Genomic DNA, 21,890 nt, shown 5'->3' with positions numbered 1-21,890 from the left:
CGTACTTGGCGATGAAAGCCTTCTACTGCGTTAGTGGTATAGATCATTTTACGGATAGGAGCACTAAATTGAAAATATTGTGAGAGTTCCTCCCAGTTATTTTGCCAACTATCAATGACCACCGGATTGCAAAGGCTTATTTACAAAAAGCAAAAGATCTGGATAGTATTTCTGAAATGGCTAGGGGCTATTTTTGGATATCATATTTTTTTGAAAAAAACTATGAAAAGCGCATTATCTATTTGGATAGTGGTATTACTAAGGTTAAAAACACCAAACATGTATTACAAACAGGGTCTATGTACTTAACTAAAGGTATAATTACTCAGAGAAAAGGCAATTATAATAAAGCTTTGAGTTATTATTTGGAAGGGCTAGAACATGCGGAAAAAAAGAGTGTTTTTGTCTATATCTCTCTTTTTCGTTCTAAAATTGCAACCTTAAAAAGAAAATTTGGAAAGTATGATGAGGCCAAAGCTCTCTATAAAAAATCTATACAGTATGAAAAATCACAAATTGGTAATAAAACAAAGGATTCAATACGATACCTTAGGTTCCTTTCAGAATTAGTGTCTACATGTCGATTAAACAAAGAAATTGATTCTGCTTATTATTTTTATAATCAGGGTGAAAAAATGTCTCAGAATACTCATGTTAAAGCTGTTTATACTTTAAATAAAGGAATATTACAGTATTATGATGAAGACTATGATCTCTCAATAAAATCGATTAAAGGAGGAATAAAACAATTTTTGAAAAGTGAATATAGATTTAGTAATGGCTATCACAATTTAATCAATGGCTATCTTTATTTAGGGAAATGTTATAATGCAATAAATCGACAAGAAATTGCCATAGATTATTTTAAAAAAATAGATTCTATTGTATTAAAATACGATGATTTAATATCTGAATCAAGACCAGCCTATCCAGAAATGATAAAATACTATAAATCTATTAATGATAAGGATAACCAGCTCTATTACATCAATAGATTACTCTATAATGACAGTATCTTTCATACCCGGTATAAGTCTACTACTGATAAATTGAATAAAGAATTCGACACCCCTATTCTGATGTCGCAAAAAGAGAGTATCATACAGGAGCTTACCACCAAGAACAATCGATCTTATTATATTATTCTTATTTCACTACTCGTGATTCTGGGAGTTACCTGTACGCTCTTTATAAGCTATAAAAAAAATAAACGATACAAAAAACGTTTTGATAACCTTATGGTGAATACCAAAAAAGAGGTTAAAAAAGTCAATACCACAACTACGAATAGTTCTTCGATTGATATTACAAAAGATGTGGTTGAATTGATTCTAGTAGAACTGGAAGATTTTGAAAAAAACAAGGGGTTTTTAGAAGTTAATCTTACCTCCTCTATTTTAGCAAAAAAAATGAATACGAATTCAAAATATTTAACCAAAGTTATTAAATTTTATAGAGATAAAACTTTTTCTCCCTACATCAATGATTTAAGAATTGACTATATCATAGAACAATTAAAAACGGATACAAAAATACGAAAGTACACGATTAAAGCACTAGCGAATGAAGCTGGTTTTAATTCAACCGAAGTGTTCTCAAAGTCATTTCATAAAAGAACCGGAATATACCCTTCTTATTTTATAAAAAAAATAAACTCCTGAAAATCAATATGTATAAACATTTTGATGGTCTTAATTCTAGAAATAAGACTACCTTTTATATACTATTAACAGGTATCAACGTACATTTGTCTCCAAACTAAAAAAATAGAAATGAAAACGAATCCAAAAAAATTACAGTTAACTAAAATTACAATTTCTAAACTTCATACCCATAATATGAAAAGGATTAGAGGAGGATCAGATAACGATCTATGCCAGGAAGAAAAAACTAAACAGAATAATGATCCAAATTGTCAAGGAAGTGAACAGGCAGCAACTTGTTAATAAACATTATTAATCCGTTAGAAATTAGTTGAGATTATTTTTATATTCTACTTTGATAATTTATCTAAAGTTTGTCTTTGGAATATAATTTTTAAAAGCAAATAACAGCGTTTTGGACAAATATAAAATGAACATTTATAATTTAATAAATATATCTTTTTACAAAATTAAGTTACCAGATGTTCTTTTATTATTCGTGCTACTGGTTTTTGTGTCAAAAGAAATTTTCAGTCAGAACTCCTCTATTTCATTTCGGGAAGGACAAGAAAAAAGTGTCAAAGGAAATGAACTACATTCGTATACGCTATCGCTTACCAAAGGTGATTTTGTACAGTTACATTTGCGGCAAAAAAATGTAAATCTTCAGGTGATAGCTTCGATTCCTAAAAAAGATACGCTTAAGGGTTTTTTGGCTAACCTTAGAAAAGATGGTCTTGAGATTGTAGAACTTCCTATTAAAAAAAGTGATACCTATACCTTTAAAGTTTCTCCTTACATTTCAAAATGGTTAAAAGGTAAAGAACGGCAAGATTTTATCAATAGTATAGAAGGAAGTTATGTAGTAGAAAAATTTAAAGTCTTATCTCCCAAAGAGCATAAAGCATTAGTAAAATTTAGAAAAGCACAACAAGACAGTGTTATTGGGTGGATACAAAAGAAATCAATCTCACTTAGCAGTGTACAGGCAGAAACAGGATTTAGTGACCTTTCTTATTTAAAACTGCTGTTGCAAGATGTGCAAATTGTGGGGATGGGAGAGACCAGTCATGGCACCAAAGAGATTTTCCAGATGAAACACCGTATGTTGGAGTTTCTGGTCAAAGAGATGGGGTTTACCCTTTTTGGTATTGAAGCCAGTCATATAGGCTGCCAGCCGATTAATGATTATGTACTCTATGGCAAAGGTAATAGCAGAGATGCGCTATCGGCTCAGGGCTTCTGGATCTGGAATGTAGAGTCGGTAATTGATATGATCGAGTGGATGTATCGCTATAATAAAACGGTAGCTGATGCTAAAAAGGTAAAGTTTATTGGGATCGATACTCAAACCAACGGATTGGAGTTGGCATATAAAAAAATAGAAGATTATATAAAAAAGACGAAGCCCCATCCCTTGCTAGAAGTGCACGTTGACTTGGTATTTCAGAATATTAAAGCAATTACAGACAGAAGTGATTTATCTGATCATCGGCAGCAGTTATATACAGTCCTATCCTACCTCTTTGTGAATGAAATGAATCTAATTACTAAAAGTTCAAGAAAAGAGTATCATAAGGTATTGGCTGATCTAAGAAAAATTATTCAGGGTATAGAGGTGGCTGATCGTAAATTAAGAAACAAGGTAGATTATAATGTTCGTGATGAATATATGGCACAAACTATTCTGGAAGTATTACAAAAAGAAGGGGGAGAAGCCAAAATGATGCTATGGGCTCATAACACTCATATTAATAAAGATCCTGAATCTTTCACTAACGGAAGTCAAAAACCGCTAGGGAGTGTTTTAAAAAGATACTTGGGGGATATCAAATATTATGCTATCGGTTTTGCTACCTATCAGGGAAGTTTTCAAGCAAGAAGTTACTTTAAAAGAGAAGGAGAATACATATATGATAAAGTAGGCTCCTTTAAAATATATCCTAGCAAAGAAGGAAGCCTGGATTGGTATTTTACACAGTCTAAGAAGAAAATGTTATTTTTGGATTTTAAGCAGTACCCTAATCATAAGGCTATACAAGCTTTTTTGAATAAAAATCTAAGCACGCATACAGCATTTTCTAATTGGGCTTTTGGGCGTACATATTCTCCAACAATAAAAATAATCCCTGGTAACTCTTTTGATGGGATGATTTTTATCAAAGAGACTTCTACTGCGGTACTTACTCCCGGAGGAGAAAAAGAAATAGAAAAGCGAATACAAAATGAGAAGTAATATAGGATGGTAAAGAGGTGTTTTCTTATCTTTAATTCCTTTCTTGAGTATCGTAAATATTAACTAAAATGATTATTGTTTTGGATTCGTTAACATCACAAAATACGATCAAAAAGGTATTTACTTATAGTATACATTTCAATTTTTCTGTTATACAATAGATTATGAAAATCATATATATACTGATATCATTTATCTGTTCGCAGCTATTGATGGCACAAGACAGATCTCTATCATTTAAGGAAGGGCAAGAAAAGAATATCGTAGGCAATGAGCTACATTCGTATACACTATCGCTTACCAAAGGTGATTTTGTGCAATTGCATTTACGGCAACAAGATGTAAACCTTCAGGTGATCATATCATCCCCCAAAAAAGATACCCTTAAAGGTTTTTTGGCTAACTTTAGAAAAGAAGGTCTTGAGATTGTTGAATTTCCTGTTAAAAAAAGTGACACCTATACCTTTAAAGTTTCTCCTTTTATATCGCGATGGTTAAAAGATTCTGTACGGCAAAACTTTATCAATAATATAGATGGAAGTTATATAGTAGAAAAGTTTAAAGTTTTTTCGCCTAAAGAATACAAGGCACTCCAGAAATTTAGAAAAGCGCAACAAGATAGCGTTATTGGCTGGATACAGAAGAAATCAATCCCGCTTAGCAGCGTAGTGGCAGAAACAGGATTTAGTGACCTTTCTTATTTAAAACTGCTGTTGCAAGATGTGCAAATTGTGGGGATGGGAGAGACCAGTCATGGCACCAAAGAGATTTTCCAGATGAAACACCGTATGTTGGAGTTTCTGGTCAAAGAGATGGGGTTTACCCTTTTTGGTATTGAAGCCAGTCATATAGGCTGCCAGCCGATTAATGATTATGTACTCTATGGCAAAGGTAATAGCAGAGATGCGCTATCGGCTCAGGGCTTCTGGATCTGGAATGTAGAGTCGGTAATTGATATGATCGAGTGGATGTATCGCTATAATAAAACGGTAGCTGATGCTAAAAAGGTAAAGTTTATTGGGATCGATACTCAAACCAACGGATTGGAGTTGGCATATAAAAAAATAGAAGATTATATAAAAAAGACGAAGCCCCATCCCTTGCTAGAAGTGCACGTTGACTTGGTATTTCAGAATATTAAAGCAATTACAGACAGAAGTGATTTATCTGATCATCGGCAGCAGTTATATACAGTCCTATCCTACCTCTTTGTGAATGAAATGAACCTAATTACTAAAAGTTCAAGAAAAGAGTATCATAAGGTATTGGCTGATCTAAGAAAAATTATTCAGGGTATAGAGGTAGCTGATCGTAAATTAAGAAACAAGGTAGATGGATAAATATCATAACCAATATCTTTTTAATCATTGAATGAATCTTTAGAATGCAGAAGTGCATTAAATAATAGGTTCCTTAAATAGCTAATAATATTTTCAAAGTTTTATTATTTTAAGCTGTTTATTTTATTTACTAAAAAATGTTAATTATGAAAATGTTTTCCTATTTGGTTTTAGCCGTTCTGTTTATTTTATCGTGTAAGGATAATAATCTAAAAAAAAACATCGAGATAATTTCAGTTCCTACTTATTCCATGTTAGTTCCTAAAGTTAAGCAATTAACTAAAGAAGAATATGAAGATTGGTATCATAAAGATATTATTAAAGATACAATACCTGGTATAAGCTTAAATAAGGCATATACTTTTCTTATTGATAAATCAATTAGAGATACAATTATAGTGGCAATTCTTGATTCTCCCATAGACAATAATCATGAAGATCTTAAACAACAAATATGGATCAATAAAAATGAAATCCCAAATAATGGTATTGATGATGATGATAATGGATATATAGATGACATACAAGGATGGAATTTTACAGGAAGCAGCAAAGGTGAACAAGTTTTATTTAGCAATTATGAGTTTACTAGGATTCTTAGGAAATATGACAGCCTATTCAATAATACAACTTTAGATAATAGTATTTCTTCAAAAGATTCTAGTTCTTTTCAATTATATAGTAAGGCAAATAAAAAATTTAATAAACAAATAAAATTAGCAATTGAGGATACTATTTATGGAAATATGTTATATAAATCTCATTCGAATGCAAAAAATACATTAAAAACTTATTTTCCTAATCATAATTATACAATATCCTCGTTAGACAGCCTAAAACTATTATACCCAAAAGATACCCTTTTACAAAGAGATATTTTAAGAATGAGCAACTTCATCAAATATGATTTTACTGAGAAATATATTACCAATTATAAGTTATTAGCCGAAGAGAATATTAATAAGCTTTTAAACCTAAGCTATAATGATCGAACTATACTTGGCGATAATTCTGAAAATTTATTAGATCACAATTATGGAAATAATATAGTTAATCAGAAAATAAATTTTTTTGAACATAGTACTATTGTATCTGGAGTAATTGGAGCTAAAAGAAATAATAATATCGGTATTGATGGAGTTGCCAATGTAAAAATTATGCCTGTTTGTATTTCAGTTTATGGTGATGAACACGATAAAGATATTGCTTTAGCTATTAAATATGCTGTTGATAATGGAGCGAAGGTTATCAATATGAGCTTTGGCAAACTTTTTTCTCTAAATAAAAAATGGGTAGATGACGCTTTCAAATATGCAGAAAAAAATAACGTTTTGATAGTTTCTTCTGCCGGGAATAATCACTTTGATCTTAATAAAGTTGAGAATGAATATTATCCAAATGATAACATAAATAATGGTTCAGAGATTTCATCTAATTTTATGATGATAGGTGCTAGTTCTGATGAAGTTAATGAGAATCTAATCACTGATTTTTCAAATTATGGAAATATAGATGTGGATGTTTTTGCTCCTGGTGACAATATAAAAACAACACTTCCCGAAAACAGTTATACGATAGAAAGAGGAACTTCTATTTCAACAGCCATTGTATCTGGAATTGCTGCATTAGTATGGTCTTATTATCCAGATCTCTCAGCAGCAGAAATGAAGAATGTTCTTATGCAATCAGGAAACTCATATAATATCAATGTAGAAATAAAACAAGAAGATGGTACTAAAAAGACAGTTCCATTCTCTGAACTTTCTAAATCAGGTAAAATAGTGAATGCTTACAATGCGTTATTGATAGCAGAGCAGATTTCTAATAATAAGAAATAATTAGTTTTTTTTGATTCCACCAACACTAATAGTCTAAGAAAAGTGATACAAAAAAGAATTCTTTTTCTCCTTATGACGTTCATTTCCTGTTTAGGAATTAGTCAAAAACCCGCACAAGCTACATCTATAATAGCCATAGATGAATACCACGGGCAAAAAATAGAAGATCCTTATCGTACCTTAGAAAACCTAGAAGATTCTACCGTTATTGATTGGTTACAGGAGCAAGGGAAGTACGCTTTTAACCTTTCTCAAAAAATATTTACTTTTTTCTACCTACAGCTTAGGATTTATTTTATTGTGTTTGCTATGAGAAATCACTTATATTTTGCTTTATTTATAGTTGTAAAGCTTGAATATATCAAATAATATAAGTTATTGTTTAATACTTTATATAGAAAAAGAATTTACCTATGGTAATAATAGAAAAAAGCATAATCTACTTAATCACAAAAAATATTCTTTTATTTCTACTTCTACCGTTAAACTTGATCGCGCAAGAAACACTATTTCAATTTAAAGTAGGAAAAGAAACTCCAGTACAAGGAAGCAAAAGACATGTATATCAAGTAAAATTAAATAAAGGAGAATTACTACAATTGGAACTTCTTCAAAAAAATGTAGATCTTCAGATTATAGCTTTTTCTTCTAGTAATGATACTCTACAACTTTTTGATTCTCCTAATGGGGTCAATGGCATAGAGATTGTTGAGTTTGTCTCGGAGCAAAACCAAACTTATCATTTTGAAGTTATCCCGTTTATTCCCGAAAGTTTTACCGATTCTATTAGACAAAAACATGTCAAAAAGATTAATGGCAGTTATCTGGTTTCTAAATATGAGATACTCTCGTCTATAGAACATACCCAATTACAGCATGCTAGAAAAGTGCGAAAGGATAGTGTGATCAATTGGATAAAAAACAAGTCTATTACTCTAAAAAGTGTGAAGGCTAAGAAAGGATTTGAAGATCTTATGTATCTAAAACCAATATTAAAAGATATACAAGTAGTTGGATTAGGAGAAACTAGCCATGGCACGAAAGAGGTCTTCCAGATGAAACATCGTATGCTGGAGTTTTTAGTCAAAGAGATGGGATTTACAATTTTTGCAATAGAAGCGAGTAATGTAGGTTGCAGATCTATTAATGACTATGTGTTACATGGTAAAGGTAACAGTAGAGAAGCTTTGACAGAGCAAGGCTTTTGGATATGGAATACCGAAGAAGTCATTGATATGATCGAGTGGATGAGAACATATAATAAAACTGTTCCCGATAACAAAAAAATTAAATTTTTTGGGATAGATACGCAAATGGTAGCTCTAGATCTAGCTTATAAAAATGTTGGTAACTTTATAAAAAAGACAGGAAAAAGTGAATTGCTTACCGTCGAAGTAGATTCTTTATTTCGCGAACTTTCAGCAATAGCAGATAGAAGTGATCTGTCTTTACAACGTCAACAACTATATACCCTGTTATTTTACCTTGTAGTAAATGAATTCAAATTGGTAAATAAGACATCTAGAGCAGCATACATAGGTATCATTAAAGATGTAAGAAAAATTATTCAAGGTGTTGAAGACGGCGATCGTAAGTTTGGAAAAAGTATATCCTTTAATCCCCGTGATGAATATATGGCACAAACAGTTTTGGAAATCCTACAAAACGAAAAACCCGATGCTAAAATGGCACTTTGGGCTCATAACTGTCATATTTCAAAAAACGCTGAAACCGAAATAACTGGAAAAATTCGCCCTCTAGGTAGCATTTTAAAAGAATATATTGGAAAAAGATATTATGCAGTTGGTTTTTCTACCAATCAAGGAAGTTTTAGAGCTATGAATAGAAATGTCAACAAAGGGAAAAATGATAAGAATACTATTTTCAAACTTCCCCCTGCTAAACAAGGTAATCTGGATTGGTATTTTGCACAAGTTTATAAAGAAATTTTCTTTATTGACTTTGTTAAATCGTTACACCCCAAAACTATCGCTACCTTTTTGAGCCAAGAAAGAAAGGCGTATTCGTGTGGAGCTAGCTGGAGTCTGGATTATGGGATATTACCAGCTTTTGATATATCGCCAAGCAAGAGTTTTGACGGGATGATTTTTATCAAAGAGACTTCTAGTGCAGTACTTACCCCAGCAGGAGAAAAAGAAATAGAAAAACGAATACAAAACGGGAAGTGATAATAGGGAGATAAGGTTTTCGCCTTTGCTGTATGATAGATGGGGTATGCTGATTATCAGCCAATGAACTAAAAATATCAAGACGTCTGGTCGAGTGATTTGTCGTAGCGGTAGCGAAGAGAAATTGTATCGAGACCTGATCAAAGTAGCACTGATTGCATCTCGATACACACTCGTACCTCACGCACTCGATGTGACGTAGCGTCGGGTTAATAATATAAGTAAAAGTCAGCACGTCAGGTCGAGTGATTTATCGTAGCGATAGCGAAGAAAAATTGTATCAAGACCTGGTCAAAGTAGCACTGATTGCATCTCGATACACGCTCCTACCTTATGTACTCGATGTGGCATAACTAATTTTCTTTTATCCGATTAGTAATACAACATTATTTAAAAAAAACAACCTCAATGTATGCATCGAGGTTGTTTTCTTAATTGGTTCAACCAGGTTTATCATAATTTCCTTTTCTGCTAAATTGAAGCAATAAATGGTATTATACGATTTGTGATTAAAAAATTCGTATAAATTCATTGAATTATTTTTTCTTTATACAAGACAAAAAAATCAAGCATAGCTATAGCTACGGTTTATTTTTTAAACGAAGTAGAAAGGAAAAAGAAACGATGAATATGCGAAATTTTTAGTTATAAATCGTATTACTCAAACGTATACTGCATGCGCTCCACTTGTGTTAGCCTGAAATACCCGTGAGCATAATTGTCAGGATTATCCATATTAATACAATTTCCTTTTAGAGCTACAGGAATTGTGCTAAAAAGACCTGCACCTTCGGATTGCTCGATGAGGATTCTTATATAATTATAATATGTCTCAGAAATACCAAAGAGATCAATAGTAACCGTATCTCCTGGTTCAAATGCTGTCGTATTGGCTTCATCATCATCTTCTTTTTCATAAAACCATCGTACTTCATTTCCGTTTACGAATTCGTCATCAAAATCTTCAAACACGGGAAAACGATCTCCCACTTCTTTAAACCTAAAGAGGTAAAAATTGTCTTCTTCCTCGGGATCATCAAATATAATGTTCACCTCTAGCAGATCCTCATCAAAACCATCTTCTAGAGATTGATTGATTTCTGTAATATCCGGAACTGATATTAATGTCTCTGTTGCTGTATAGTTTTCACCATTATAGATAACATCCAAGGTATAGGACTGATTCAATATGGGTTCAAATACCGTGGTTGTATATGTTCCATTATTTTGGTCTTCAAAAACAAACTCTGCCCCGGTTGTAGTATTCGTCACTATTACTGAAGCTCCGGTAACGCCGGTATTTGATGTAGTATCAAAATATGGAGTAGAAGTACTGAGCTTTATTGTCTGATTATTTCCTGTAGTCCCTTTTTCCCAGTCCAGAGAAGCTTCTATCGTTAACCTGGAAGGTGCTGTCTGCACATCCACATCGATCACATCTTCACAAGAGACAAAGTGTATGATCGAGAAGAGGAGTATGATTTTTAAATATGTTTTCATCTGTATGATATTTTTTTTGTTGCATATTGGATTAGCTGCTATTATGTAATACAACTAATAGCGATAATCCCAGTTGTTAAAATTTAAAATTATATTGTATAGAAGGTACAATCCCAAAAATTGCAGTTCTTGTCGCTTCATTAGCTCCGGTCTCAATATTTTGACTGAATGAAATAGCAGCTGCATTTTTTTGATTATATAGATTGTAAATGCCGAATACCCATTCTCCCTTCCATCTTTTATTGGGCTTCTTATTAGGTTTGTAAGTAGCAGAAATATCAAGTCTGTGGTATGCAGGCAATCTGTCAGAATTTCTATCAGAATAACTGGCTATTGATAGCCCTTCATATTGATACTGACCATTGGGGTAAGTTATTGGTCTTCCCGTCTGAAAAACCATATTTGCTCCAAAATTCCATTTTTCATTCAATTGATATGCAGCTGTTAGTGAGAAATCATGAGTTCTGTCAAAAGGGGTGTTATACCAATCTCCATTATTGATTCCCGGACCTCCGGCGGTACCCCCCAGAGTTCTTTGTTCAGATTTTGACAATGTATAGGAGAGCCATCCTGTAAATTTACCTTCATTTTTGCGAAGCAAAAACTCTAACCCATATGCTCTGGATTCTCCATTCAGGATTTCTGTTTCAATATTATTTTGACCAATAAGGTCAGAGCCATCGATATAATCTATTCTGTTGTCTGTTGTTTTATAATAGGTTTCTACTTCTAATGAAAACATTTTATCATTAAAATTTCTAAAATATCCCAATGCATATTGATTGGATAGTTGTGGTTTTATAAACTCTCCGCTGGGAGTCCATATATCCAGTGGTGTTACTGAGGTAGTATTCGATAAAAGGTGAACGTATTGTGCCGCTCTGGAATAGCCCATTTTTATAGAAGAATACTCATTTAATTGATATGCTAATGATGCTCGGGGTTCAAAATTACCATAGCTTTTAATAGTTTCACTTTTCTCAAAAATTGTTTCTCCAATTTCTGTTCCTCTCTCATAAATACCCAAAGTATTGTTATAAACAACGGGTTGGTCATTAGCATAGTTTGCAATGGGCTGACCTCCCAATCTGCTAAAGGTACTATATCGGATACCATACTGCACTGTAAGGTTATCAGTAAGTTTATGTTCTGCATTCACATAGGCTCCAGACTCTACTGCCTTTTTGCGATCAAGAGATAATGGATTGATTGCAGAACTTTCTGAAGTAGGACGCACCTGTCCGGGATCAAAATCATAATAGATACTACTAATCCCGAAATCTAGTTTGAACTTATCACTGGCATAGTATTTAAGATCATATTTTATATTGAAGTTATTGATGGATGAAATCCACTCGAATTTTTCGATTACAATATCCAGATCATAATCATATTTACTATAGATAATAGATGCATTAGAGAATAGTTTGTCAGTAAAGATATGATTCCATCGCAAATTACCAGATAAATTACCATAACTAGACTTGAAATTGTCTCCAAATTTAAAATTATCTCTACCATAATATCCCGAGAGGAATAGTTTGTTTTTTTGGTTAAGGCTATAATTAGTTTTAAGATTTAGATCATAAAATCCAGCAGTGTTTTTTTCTCCTGCAGCTTTTAGGATAAGATCGACATACGAAGTTCTACCTGCGACCAGAAAAGAACCTTTGTCATCAAACAAAGGTCCTTCTGCAGTTAGTCTGCTGGAGATAACGCCTATTCCACCTGTGAGTCCGAAATTTTTATTATTTCCATCTTTTTGACGAACATCCAGCACAGAAGAGGTTCTACCCCCAAAACGAGCAGGAATACCTCCTTTGTATAGTTTTATATCTTTAATTGCATCCGCATTAAAAACGGAGAAGAATCCTAACAAATGAGAGGTGTTATAAATGATAGCTTCATCAAGTAAAACGAGGTTTTGGTCTGCCGCTCCACCTCTTACGTGAAATCCGCTGGAACCTTCGCCATTATTAGTAACCCCAGGAAGCATTTGAATAGATTTTATAATATCAACCTCTCCTAATACTACAGGCATCTGTTTTACAGTTTTGATGTTTAGCTTAGAAACGCTCATTTCTGGTTTTCTGAGACTTACACGTTCTGTTTGCCCACTTTTAATAACTACCTCATCTAATTGCATAGAAGATTCTGTAACCTCAACATCTAATTTTTGATTCTTATCCAGTACAATTTCTTCTTTGATTTCGTTGTACCCAACAAAAGAAATTATTAAGGTATAGTTTCCTTTTGGTGCAGTAATAGAATAAAATCCATATTCATTGGTAATAACTCCAATAGAAGTTCCTTTGAAAAAAACAGAAGCACCAAAAAGTGTTTCCCCATTCTTGATGTCTTTGATAGTTCCACTTAGCGTATAGCTTTCCTGAGCTTCTATACTGCTAGTTATAAAACAGAGTGTTATGAAGAAAATAATAGGTATGCACCTGTTTTTCTTTCCAGTTTTTGATTTTAAATTTTGTGGCATGTGTACCTGGTTTTTGTTTTTAATTGATAAAATAGTTGATTAGGTGTTCCATATTGTTTATTGACAAACCGGAAAATAAAAGGTTGCATTTCGGGGATATTTTAATTGTTAAATTTTATGAAATAATATTTTTCAAGGGGATTTTTAGTAATAATTGGCGTGGTCATACTGGTTACAATTTCTTTATATTAAATTCAAAGTATTGAGGAGGATCTTAGATTCTTTGAAAAAAAAACAATGCACCAATTCAAATTACTTGCAGAATCATTTATGTTAACCCACTTAGGATTTATTTTTTGGTAAGAATTACTAAAATAGATATGGCCGTGTTATGATATTGATGAATAGTGTTTTACTGGTTAAAAGTGCTATTGAAAAAATATATTAAAGTAGGCTTGTTATCAACGAAAGAACATTTTTAAAAGTATAAGAAACTGATCTGCAAAAACTATTTTTTGGATGTAGATGTCTAGCTAAAAATAGTCTAAAAACCGGAAAATACTTTAACAGTTGCACCTGGATAATTAACGTACTATTAATATAGGGGAAGTACGTTATATCTTGTTTTAATTAGAGTATGTTTAAAAACCCTTCTGCCTGCTGGTCATTACTTTGACAACCTTGACTTTACTTCAAATAAACAACATATCTCGATATGTCGTCGATTTGAAGTGTCGTCAGAACACCAAACTACTGACAATCAGTTTGCATTGTTTTTAAACATGCTCTTATATATAAACTCTTTAAAACTTATAAATGATATGAAAATTTTTAGAAACTTGCAGCTTTTTGGACTACTTGTTATAATATATAGTTTGACGCAATGTACCACAGCGGAGGTACATGAATCTTTTTCAAATGAGCTCGAAGAAATAACTGATGATTTTTCTCCAAAGATTACTAAAGTCCTTGAGAATTTAGGATTCAATCCAATAGAAACTAAGAAAGATAAAGTTGTATTTCCTGATGGTACTACAAATGATTTTTATACATATCAGGATATGTCATATTCTGATGAGGCGATAGAAAAAATAATGAATCAGGAAGATACTCCTACTTTTGAAAAACAATTCAGGACTTTTAATACGGTAGGAGGGAATAGAAATTATACAATTGCTTTTTTTGATTTTAACCAGCCTTTTCAGCGACAGGCGGCAGGTGATGCGGTATTTCTCTTTAATAACACCTTGAGAACTACAATCCGATTAAACATAGTTTTTGCTAATGGTAGTAATTTTGCATCTACACCAAAAGATATTGCTGTTTTTTACCTTGGTAATATAAATACTATAGCTGTTGCAGACTTGCCTTCTAATGGATTACCTGGAAAAAATATCCGTTTAAACTTCAGAAGCAATCTAATTGGTACCAGAGCGCGTTTACGCAATACTATCATGCACGAGGTAGGACATACTTTTGGTCTGAGACATACTGATTTTGGTCTTACAGGTCAGGCACCAGATCAATTTGGTCGAGTCCCTATCCCAGGTACTGATACTTCAGGTTTTGATATAAGTTCTATTATGACATCTGGACAAAATTCAAATCCATTTGGAGGATATACGGACAATGACATTAGGGCAATCCGTTTTCTTTATGGATTTAGATAAGGATTACTTTTTTATGATTTTATGAAAACCTTTTCAAAATGAGGTTAACAAATTTGAAAAGGTTTTTTCTTTATTACTTTATAAATAATATGACTTCTGATTTAATGAACTCATTAAAATTTGTTCTTTTTTATCTGAGTATATTAAAACCAGAAAAAGGATAACCTCAAGATAAAGAAAACCTTGAGGTTAGTCGAAAGATTACTTAGTTTTTACAATTTTATACATTCTTTGATCTTCTTGTGGGTGATTCTCCTGATTGATAATTCGTACCATATATACTCCATTTGATACTTGACTAAAATCAATTTCATTTTCGTGATCATCCAAAGATTTGCTGATTTTTACGGTACCCAGTAAGTCATATACTTTGATGATTTTTTGGAAATTAGCAGCAGAGATACGTAAGACATCTTTTACTGGATTGGGGTAGAGTATAGGGTTCTCCTGTACTATGTCAGGGTTTTTGTTTTCCAGATAGTTGACAATCAGCTTTGGAGCTCCTGTTACTGTGTTTTCTTTAGAACCAAAAGCAAAATCGTTTCCTCTGTTCATTTTCAGGATAAGACTTAGTTTATCTGAAGAAGCTTTAGAAAGATCTAAAGGGATTTGTATTGTGGAACCTATCGTGTATGGAGTTGTTCTAGAGCCGATAGCTTGTAGTTTGACAGCAGGTTTGTTTTGGCTAGTGAGATTGGTTTCGGTCCAAAGGTTATTAGTTCCTTCGTGAACGAGTAATTCACCATTGCCGGCATCTCCAAACACCTGAAATTCTAAGGTAGCATCGATGATCTCTCCATTAATACCAGAAGTATCAAACATTAAATATCCAGTACGTCTTCCACTTTCTAATCGTACCATAGTGTTATTAAATCGTGTGCCATTGTCCAGATAAGCATCGTGTATAGCAGAAAGTGTTGTCGTTCTTTCTACAACTACGGGTTTTATTATTTGTACTCTATCGAGGTTAAACAGATAACCACCTGGGCCTCTATATACTAATCGTATTGTCTGAACACCTGCAGCTAGTGTCACCGAAGTTACATAAGACTGATAGGAGTGCCAATTGCCATTACCCGGGATTTGTATGGATCCTTTTAACGAATTATTTGTATAAATCTCTATCTTACCTCCATTGGTATTACTCGAGGCAAATGCCATAAAATCATAGGTTCCTGGAGCTGATACATTAATCTGATAATCAGTGTAGTTGTTATTTAGTATGTAACCAAGGTTTTGTCCACCATCAGGAGTGTTTTCTGTGCGAACACTACCTGATGTATTGGCAAAGGCTTCGGCTTCAAAATTTCCTGGTATTGGTATTGCATTTTCTCCTCCATTTATGCTAGTCACTATAATTGTTATGGTTTCGGTAGTTGTTTCGCCACTAGGTGTGGTTGCTATAGCTTTTAACTCATACGTTCCTATTGCCAGGTTTGATAAAGCAAGATCTTCTTGAGTTGTATTTGCAGTACCCCATTCATACGGCGCAGCTCCTTCTTGTCTTACTAATACATTATTCAAATATAGTTTAATATTAGACACACTCCCGCTAGTAACAGAAACAACTACGCCCAAATCGTCTCCTTCTTTTAACTGTTTATTAGTAGGGCTTGTGAACACAATGTCTGTGGTATTATCACAAGGAGCATCTGATGCCTCCGGACCATGGATATAATCAATAAATGTATGTCTAGGTGCTGATGTATCCGGAGGAAAATCTAATCGAATTTTGGTAATTGTTTTTCCCATCCAGGTATTGAGATTACTCATATCAAAAACAAGTTCTTCAAAGACATTCGTAGTTTGAGGAGTGACGGATACAGATCGAGCCACAGCAAAACCTGTTTGATCCGTGGTTGTCCAAAAGAGCTGGAAAGAACCAGTGGCTTCGGACTTTGCTCTAATCTTTAATTGCGGGACTTGACTACCATTAAACTTTAAACCACTTCTTATTACATATGGATCACTAGAGTTATCAGCTCTTACTAACCAATAAACATCACTATTGGTATTATCTGCGGCGATATTAACTTTCTGAAAGCTCTCATTTGTATTACTAAACTCAAAATTTAAATCGGAGGCATTATTTGGGTTCCCACAAGTATCTACTTCGGTGATATCCGGCGTTCCATCACCATCGCTATCAAGGGCAGTAACTCCATCGAGATCATTTGTCTTACAAGGAAGAGTAGGTGGCTGAAAACTTCCGTTATTATCCCAATTTAGGGTAACATTTACTCTGGTATCGCCTCCAGCAGCTCTAAACTTAATATACACATCCCCATTACTGGCGATAAAATACCCATTATTGGTAGCATTTTTTACGGCTGCAATAGAATTCAACCGTGGTGATCCATTCACTCTAAAATTTCCTAGTTTCCCTAAACCTTTAAAGCATGTGAATCCTAAATCTCCAGCGTCTCCTCTATTCCATATAAGCAATATACTTTTATTTGCAGGAGTACTATTAAAATAAAAGGTATACTGAAAATCCTCATTGACAATCATAGGAAATTTATAGGCCCCTGAAGTTTTATTTCCAGACTCATAAAAACAAGCATCATCTGTACCTGGCTTGGACCGAACTACTGATATCCGAGTCCCACTTGAATTTATTCTAGCCATCCATAGGGATGCAAAGTAATAATCAGATCGAGCTGCATTTCTCCAGGAAGGATGTCTATACTCATGCCCATCTCTAAGAAATGCTACATCTCTAATCAATGTTGTATTAGCCTTTCCTGTTAATCCTCCATCATAATCTTTGAAAAATTGACCAATCTTTCTGGCACGTGTATGATCTGTATTCGGTAAAGGAAAAAATCTAAATGGAAAAGGTTCTGAAAATCCTTTGGTCGTCCCTTTAAAGGAAGGATTAAAATTCTCAGTAGCTCCTCCACCAGTAATTTGCTTTATCATTTGGGAATTTGATCGATTCCATCCTTCAAAATGGCAATCGAAATGTCTACCAGGACCATCGTAAAATCTAAAGAATTCTCGAATACCGTTAAAAACACCCAAATCTGTATCTACGTTAAAAAGGCTATTTTCTATGGTGAGATCACCTGCAAGCATAGAAACGGTTTTATTATCACTAAAAGCACAATTATAGAAAACCGTATTTTTGTTTATTCCTCCTACACCTAATCCACTATATATAGCTTGATCATTTCCATAAAATAAACCATCCTTGATCAATTGTCTAGTATTAACATTCCATCCAAAATTCTTTTTTATGGAATGATCAGGATTCAGTTGGTCAAAAACATCCCAACCAGTCATACAGGTATGTGCTACAAAACCATCAAATCGTCCTAAGGGTTGTGTAGTTGGATTTACACCTTGAAAATAAGGTAAATTACGAGAAGTAAACATAGGTTTTGTTGGAAAAGCAAACCAAAACCCTGTTCCTTCGGTACCTGCGGCTACATTGTTCTCAAAATAGTTATTTGGGTTGGTGATCCAATAAGATGCGGGTGTTCTATTTTGGGCTTCATTAAATTGATTATCAGAAGGTGTTAGTTGCTCTCCAGGTTTTGGTCTCCTGGTTACAAACACCACATTATTTTTGATGGTATTAAAACGTTCTCCTCCATCTTCTAGAAAAATACCATGACCTATATGATCATAGGCAAATACACCGTCTACAGTGACATAATCTGTACCATGAATTGTTACTGCACGATTAAAAGATTTATGTACACTACTGTTTCTTAAATAACTGCCTTGTGCTTTATCTTCATTTAAATGCCAATGGAATGGATATCTTCCTAAAACCCCTTTCTGTCCCATTTTGTAGAGTTCTACATGTTCTGCATGAGCGGTAGAATTTTTCATAAGCATGATATGACCTCCAAATCCAGTTTGTTCATTGTTTCCATCCATTTTACCCTGAATCTTGATATAGTGCGATAACAAACCAACTTCCCCCTGGATATCTACATTCCAGGTTTTTCCATCTCTGTCTCTGGTATACCTCTTAGATCCACCGATATGCTTAAATTTAAGAGCAGATGCTAATGTCAGGGTTCTTCTATTACCACTAATTGCAGTAATTTCGGCCTCGTCTACATTGTTCCAGGCTTTAGATTGACCGCTTGCCAAGCCTGTAGCGGTCAATGCGATCTTATCTCCTACTTCCCAATCTACCTCCTCTTTTAAAGTGATTTGTGTAGCTCCTGCATTTGCTGTGGCCACAAGATTAGTCCAGCTCATTCTTTTCTTTCCGTGCAATTCTAAACGGCCTCCACCCATCACCATAATGGCCTTATAGGATGCTGGGGCGTTATTTATTTTATTTCCCGTAAGTGTGATTTGACATCTAACACCTCCAGGGCCCTTATTGGCATAGTAAGGCTGGTCTTCGGTTCCGATTTCCATGTAACCTCCATTGGCTACCATAATACTTCGGGCTTCTAAATCAATCCAGGCACCTTCGGATTGGTAATTTATTGCACTTAATTTTCCTTGCACGGTGATGTTATTAGCCCTACAGATTCCTAGCATTCTCAAGTCAATTCCTGGAGGAACCACTACATCATCATTTGCTGTGGGTTTTATACCATTGGGCCAGGTAGACGCATCTGTCCATAAACCAGAATTAATTGGCCTAATTGTAGCCAAGTTAGTTGGAGGTACACAATCATAAGAAGAGGTAACCTTAGTCGGTGGAACTGCACTAGTAGCAAAAATTTTACTAATACAAAACATCAGGATCACGAGCATAGCCATGGTGATTATGCTTTTTTGTATTATTTTATGCTGTAGGAGTTTAATCAGGGTTATTGTTTTTTTTATCATTTGTTGAGTTTGTGTTAAAAGTGATTGTAAATCATATGTGTTATGTGCAGAACAATGTTGATTTGTCTGGTTTTACTCGATAATCGAGATTTAAATGCTTCGAGGCTTGCCTCGAAATCAAAATGTTTTTTTTAACAAATGCCTCGTGGGCTTGTCCCGAGGTAGTTTGTTAACAGACAATACAATAGAAAATGGATTATTACATTATTCCTGTATCTTTCAAATTTTCTAATAGAAAGAATCACGATCTGAATAAAAATTAGAACTTAAGAATGTTGTTTAGGAGGGAAGAATATTTTTCTTAAGCGTAAAATATGGTATCACGATTAGTAATTGATGTTTTGTAAGCTGTTTGCAATTCTTCTTCTTATACTACTGTTGTTTTATGTTGAACATTGATTTCTCTAATAAATGTATGTTTAGTACTTTAATGAATAAAATCTTAAACATTTATTATATGCTACAATACTATTGAATATGAGAAATACATAAGTACAAAATATGAGTAATTTAGTACAAGTTGTTGATTAATATTGTTTTAAACGTTTTTTTTCCTGTGTTATTATTTTGGTTGTATCTTAATTTTGATGGATATGCTCTATATTTTATAATATATTATGAATAAAATAGATCTCGATAACAATCAAATCTGAGTCGTCTTGCCAGATTCTTGTTTTGCTTTTTATAAACTCATGTGATATCACTTGTGGATTGAATTTATACGATTTGTGATTAAAAAATTCGTATAAATTCATTGAATTATTTTTTCTTTATGCAAGGCAAAAAAATCAAGCATAGCTATAGCTACGGTTTATTTTTTAAACGAAGTAGAAAGGAAAAAGAAACGATGAATATGCGAAATTTTTAGTTATAAATCGTATTACTCGATAATTGAGATTTAAATGCTCCAAGGCTTGCTTCTAAATCGAAAATGATTTTTTTCTAATAAATGCCTCGTGGGCTTGCCCCGAGGTAGTTTACTGTAAAAAAAATGTTTTAGTCCAGTAATACCATTTCTACCTTAAAATTACCAGCTAAAATTTGCTCTTTTCTCCTTATGCTTCAAAATAAAAATTAACCGTAGGCTATGCTGAACTTTTCTTTTTTGCCTAAAGAAAAAACAACTGTATTTTATTTGCGTAACTTTAAAGCAAAAATGATATACATTCAAAAGTATGGTAGGTATGTGATGTAGGATGTACTTGCTAATGGAGGTAATCGATTTTGAGCCTATAAAAAATGTCACCGCACTAAGACGGGATTTTTATTTGCAATAGCTTTCTTTTATCATCTCCCAGATTACAAACTAAAAGCAGTGATTATGAATTGCAGGTAGCCCCTGGGTTTGATAATAAAAAGGATCTTAGAGTATGTTTAAAAAACTTACTTCTTGAAAACAAATATTTTAAGAATTGTGAGTTACTTCAAATATTTCAAATATCTCGATATGCTCACGATTTGAAGTGTGCTCAGCACCTCAAACTATTGATTTTTAATTTGTATTCTTTTTAAACATACTCGAAAGGAGTACGATTTTATGATAATCAAAAAAAGATGGTTACTATTGAATAAAATTTTGATTACGCCATTGCCTTTTTGTTCATTCTATTTTCTGCTATTTCTTCTAACTTATCATCAATATCATATTTTTCATTTAGTATTTTTTGAAGTTTTCTAGAAACCTCGCAGTACCCTAATTCTTTTGCATATCTAATCGTAATACAATAGCCAGAAATTTTATAATGCGCTACTTTTTGAGCCTCGGCTATAAGACCAGCATTCATTACATTGATATCAGCTACCTCTGATAAAAAGTCTTTAGTTTCTTTTAGCAGACCTTCCATAGCTGTGCATTTTTCACCTGTTGGTTCTATATCTAAGTCATTACAAACTTGCTCCAGCTGTTTTTTTTGTTTTTTAGTCTCTTCTAAATGATGTATGAAAATAAATTTCAATCTCTCATCAGAAATATTTTCTATAATTCTTGGTAATATTTCAATCCATTGATTTTCTGTGTTGTAAAGATTTTTTAATTGATGCTCAAGTAAATTTTTAAAATTTTTCATATTATTTAAAGTTTGGTTAATGCTCTTTATCTATGCGCTTTTAAAAAATTACGATGGTATAAAATCTATGTGTACAGCTAGTTTGGTTTATTTTAGGGCTTTCATTATTTTTTGCTATAATAAGATAGTGTTTTTATGTTAAATAGCTGTAATATTCTTTGTGAATATTTCAGA

Annotated in this window: 12 protein-coding genes and 1 pseudogene; 8 read left to right on the top strand and 5 right to left on the bottom strand. The window is 33.2% G+C overall.

Going from position 1 to position 21,890, the window contains the following annotated elements; translation table 11 throughout:
- Window positions 1-125: pseudogene (locus tag F0000_RS17725) on the bottom strand (transposase); the annotation flags it as partial.
- A gap of 51 nt (window positions 126-176) precedes the next feature.
- Between F0000_RS17725 and F0000_RS28630 the strand changes: the two are divergent.
- The 7 genes from F0000_RS28630 (at window position 177) to F0000_RS17695 (ending at window position 9,246) form a co-directional block, all read left to right on the top strand.
- Window positions 177-1,661, top strand: coding sequence for a helix-turn-helix domain-containing protein (locus F0000_RS28630; protein ID WP_368668114.1), 1,485 nt, complete (start codon window positions 177-179; stop codon window positions 1,659-1,661).
- A gap of 111 nt (window positions 1,662-1,772) precedes the next feature.
- A complete protein-coding gene (locus F0000_RS27815) occupies window positions 1,773-1,946 on the top strand; it encodes a class I lanthipeptide (protein ID WP_188112172.1) in 174 nt (57 codons plus the stop codon).
- Between the two features lie 211 nt (window positions 1,947-2,157).
- On the top strand, window positions 2,158-3,879 hold the full coding sequence (locus tag F0000_RS17715; RefSeq protein ID WP_188112171.1) for an erythromycin esterase family protein: 1,722 nt from the start codon (window positions 2,158-2,160) through the stop codon (window positions 3,877-3,879).
- A 164-nt stretch (window positions 3,880-4,043) separates the two neighbouring features.
- Window positions 4,044-5,219: an erythromycin esterase family protein gene (locus F0000_RS17710; RefSeq protein WP_149626069.1), complete on the top strand. Its 1,176-nt coding sequence runs from the start codon at window positions 4,044-4,046 to the stop codon at window positions 5,217-5,219.
- Window positions 5,220-5,365: 146 nt separating this feature from the next.
- Complete coding sequence (locus F0000_RS17705; protein WP_188112170.1) at window positions 5,366-7,057, top strand: S8 family serine peptidase; 1,692 nt, start codon at window positions 5,366-5,368, stop codon at window positions 7,055-7,057.
- A 72-nt stretch (window positions 7,058-7,129) separates the two neighbouring features.
- The gene (locus F0000_RS17700; protein WP_149626067.1) at window positions 7,130-7,426 is read left to right on the top strand and encodes a hypothetical protein; all 297 of its coding nucleotides are present in this window, start codon (window positions 7,130-7,132) and stop codon (window positions 7,424-7,426) included.
- 119 nt (window positions 7,427-7,545) lie between these two features.
- Complete coding sequence (locus F0000_RS17695) at window positions 7,546-9,246, top strand: erythromycin esterase family protein (protein WP_188112169.1); 1,701 nt, start codon at window positions 7,546-7,548, stop codon at window positions 9,244-9,246.
- A gap of 657 nt (window positions 9,247-9,903) precedes the next feature.
- On the opposite strand, the gene F0000_RS17690 is transcribed toward F0000_RS17695, so the two are convergent.
- Window positions 9,904-10,746, bottom strand: coding sequence for a DUF4249 domain-containing protein (locus tag F0000_RS17690; RefSeq protein ID WP_149626065.1), 843 nt, complete (start codon window positions 10,744-10,746; stop codon window positions 9,904-9,906).
- Window positions 10,747-10,822: 76 nt separating this feature from the next.
- Entirely contained in the window at window positions 10,823-13,237 is a 2,415-nt protein-coding gene (locus F0000_RS17685) for a TonB-dependent receptor (RefSeq protein ID WP_149626064.1), read from the bottom strand.
- 761 nt (window positions 13,238-13,998) lie between these two features.
- Between F0000_RS17685 and F0000_RS17680 the strand changes: the two genes are divergently transcribed.
- The gene (locus F0000_RS17680; RefSeq protein ID WP_188112168.1) at window positions 13,999-14,847 is read left to right on the top strand and encodes a M57 family metalloprotease; all 849 of its coding nucleotides are present in this window, start codon (window positions 13,999-14,001) and stop codon (window positions 14,845-14,847) included.
- Window positions 14,848-15,048: 201 nt separating this feature from the next.
- On the opposite strand, the gene F0000_RS17675 is transcribed toward F0000_RS17680, so the two are convergent.
- Both F0000_RS17675 and F0000_RS17670 read right to left on the bottom strand, forming a co-directional pair.
- Complete coding sequence (locus F0000_RS17675) at window positions 15,049-19,650, bottom strand: carbohydrate-binding protein (protein ID WP_149626062.1); 4,602 nt, start codon at window positions 19,648-19,650, stop codon at window positions 15,049-15,051.
- Between the two features lie 1,580 nt (window positions 19,651-21,230).
- Window positions 21,231-21,716 carry a ferritin-like domain-containing protein gene (locus tag F0000_RS17670; protein WP_149626061.1) on the bottom strand — a complete coding sequence of 162 codons (486 nt, stop codon included), beginning with the start codon at window positions 21,714-21,716 and terminating at the stop codon, window positions 21,231-21,233.
- Window positions 21,717-21,890 lie beyond the last annotated feature (174 nt).

Origin of the sequence: Aquimarina sp. RZ0 (assembly GCF_008370685.1) — a bacterium.
In the GTDB taxonomy this organism is placed as follows: Bacteria; Bacteroidota; Bacteroidia; order Flavobacteriales; family Flavobacteriaceae; genus Aquimarina.
This window is presented reverse-complemented; position numbering and strand designations above follow the sequence as displayed.

Bases quoted from the DNA above. Each gene is read 5' to 3' on its own strand.
- F0000_RS28630 (WP_368668114.1), top strand. From the start codon at position 177: ATGGCTAGGGGCTATTTTTGGATATCATATTTTTTTGAAAAAAACTAT.
- F0000_RS17710 (WP_149626069.1), top strand. From the start codon at position 4,044: ATGAAAATCATATATATACTGATATCATTTATCTGTTCGCAGCTATTG.
- F0000_RS17670 (WP_149626061.1), bottom strand. From the start codon at position 21,716: ATGAAAAATTTTAAAAATTTACTTGAGCATCAATTAAAAAATCTTTAC.
- F0000_RS17690 (WP_149626065.1), bottom strand. From the start codon at position 10,746: ATGAAAACATATTTAAAAATCATACTCCTCTTCTCGATCATACACTTT.
- F0000_RS17675 (WP_149626062.1), bottom strand. From the start codon at position 19,650: ATGATAAAAAAAACAATAACCCTGATTAAACTCCTACAGCATAAAATA.
- F0000_RS17680 (WP_188112168.1), top strand. From the start codon at position 13,999: ATGAAAATTTTTAGAAACTTGCAGCTTTTTGGACTACTTGTTATAATA.
- F0000_RS17685 (WP_149626064.1), bottom strand. From the start codon at position 13,237: ATGCCACAAAATTTAAAATCAAAAACTGGAAAGAAAAACAGGTGCATA.
- F0000_RS17700 (WP_149626067.1), top strand. From the start codon at position 7,130: ATGACGTTCATTTCCTGTTTAGGAATTAGTCAAAAACCCGCACAAGCT.
- F0000_RS27815 (WP_188112172.1), top strand. From the start codon at position 1,773: ATGAAAACGAATCCAAAAAAATTACAGTTAACTAAAATTACAATTTCT.
- F0000_RS17705 (WP_188112170.1), top strand. From the start codon at position 5,366: ATGAAAATGTTTTCCTATTTGGTTTTAGCCGTTCTGTTTATTTTATCG.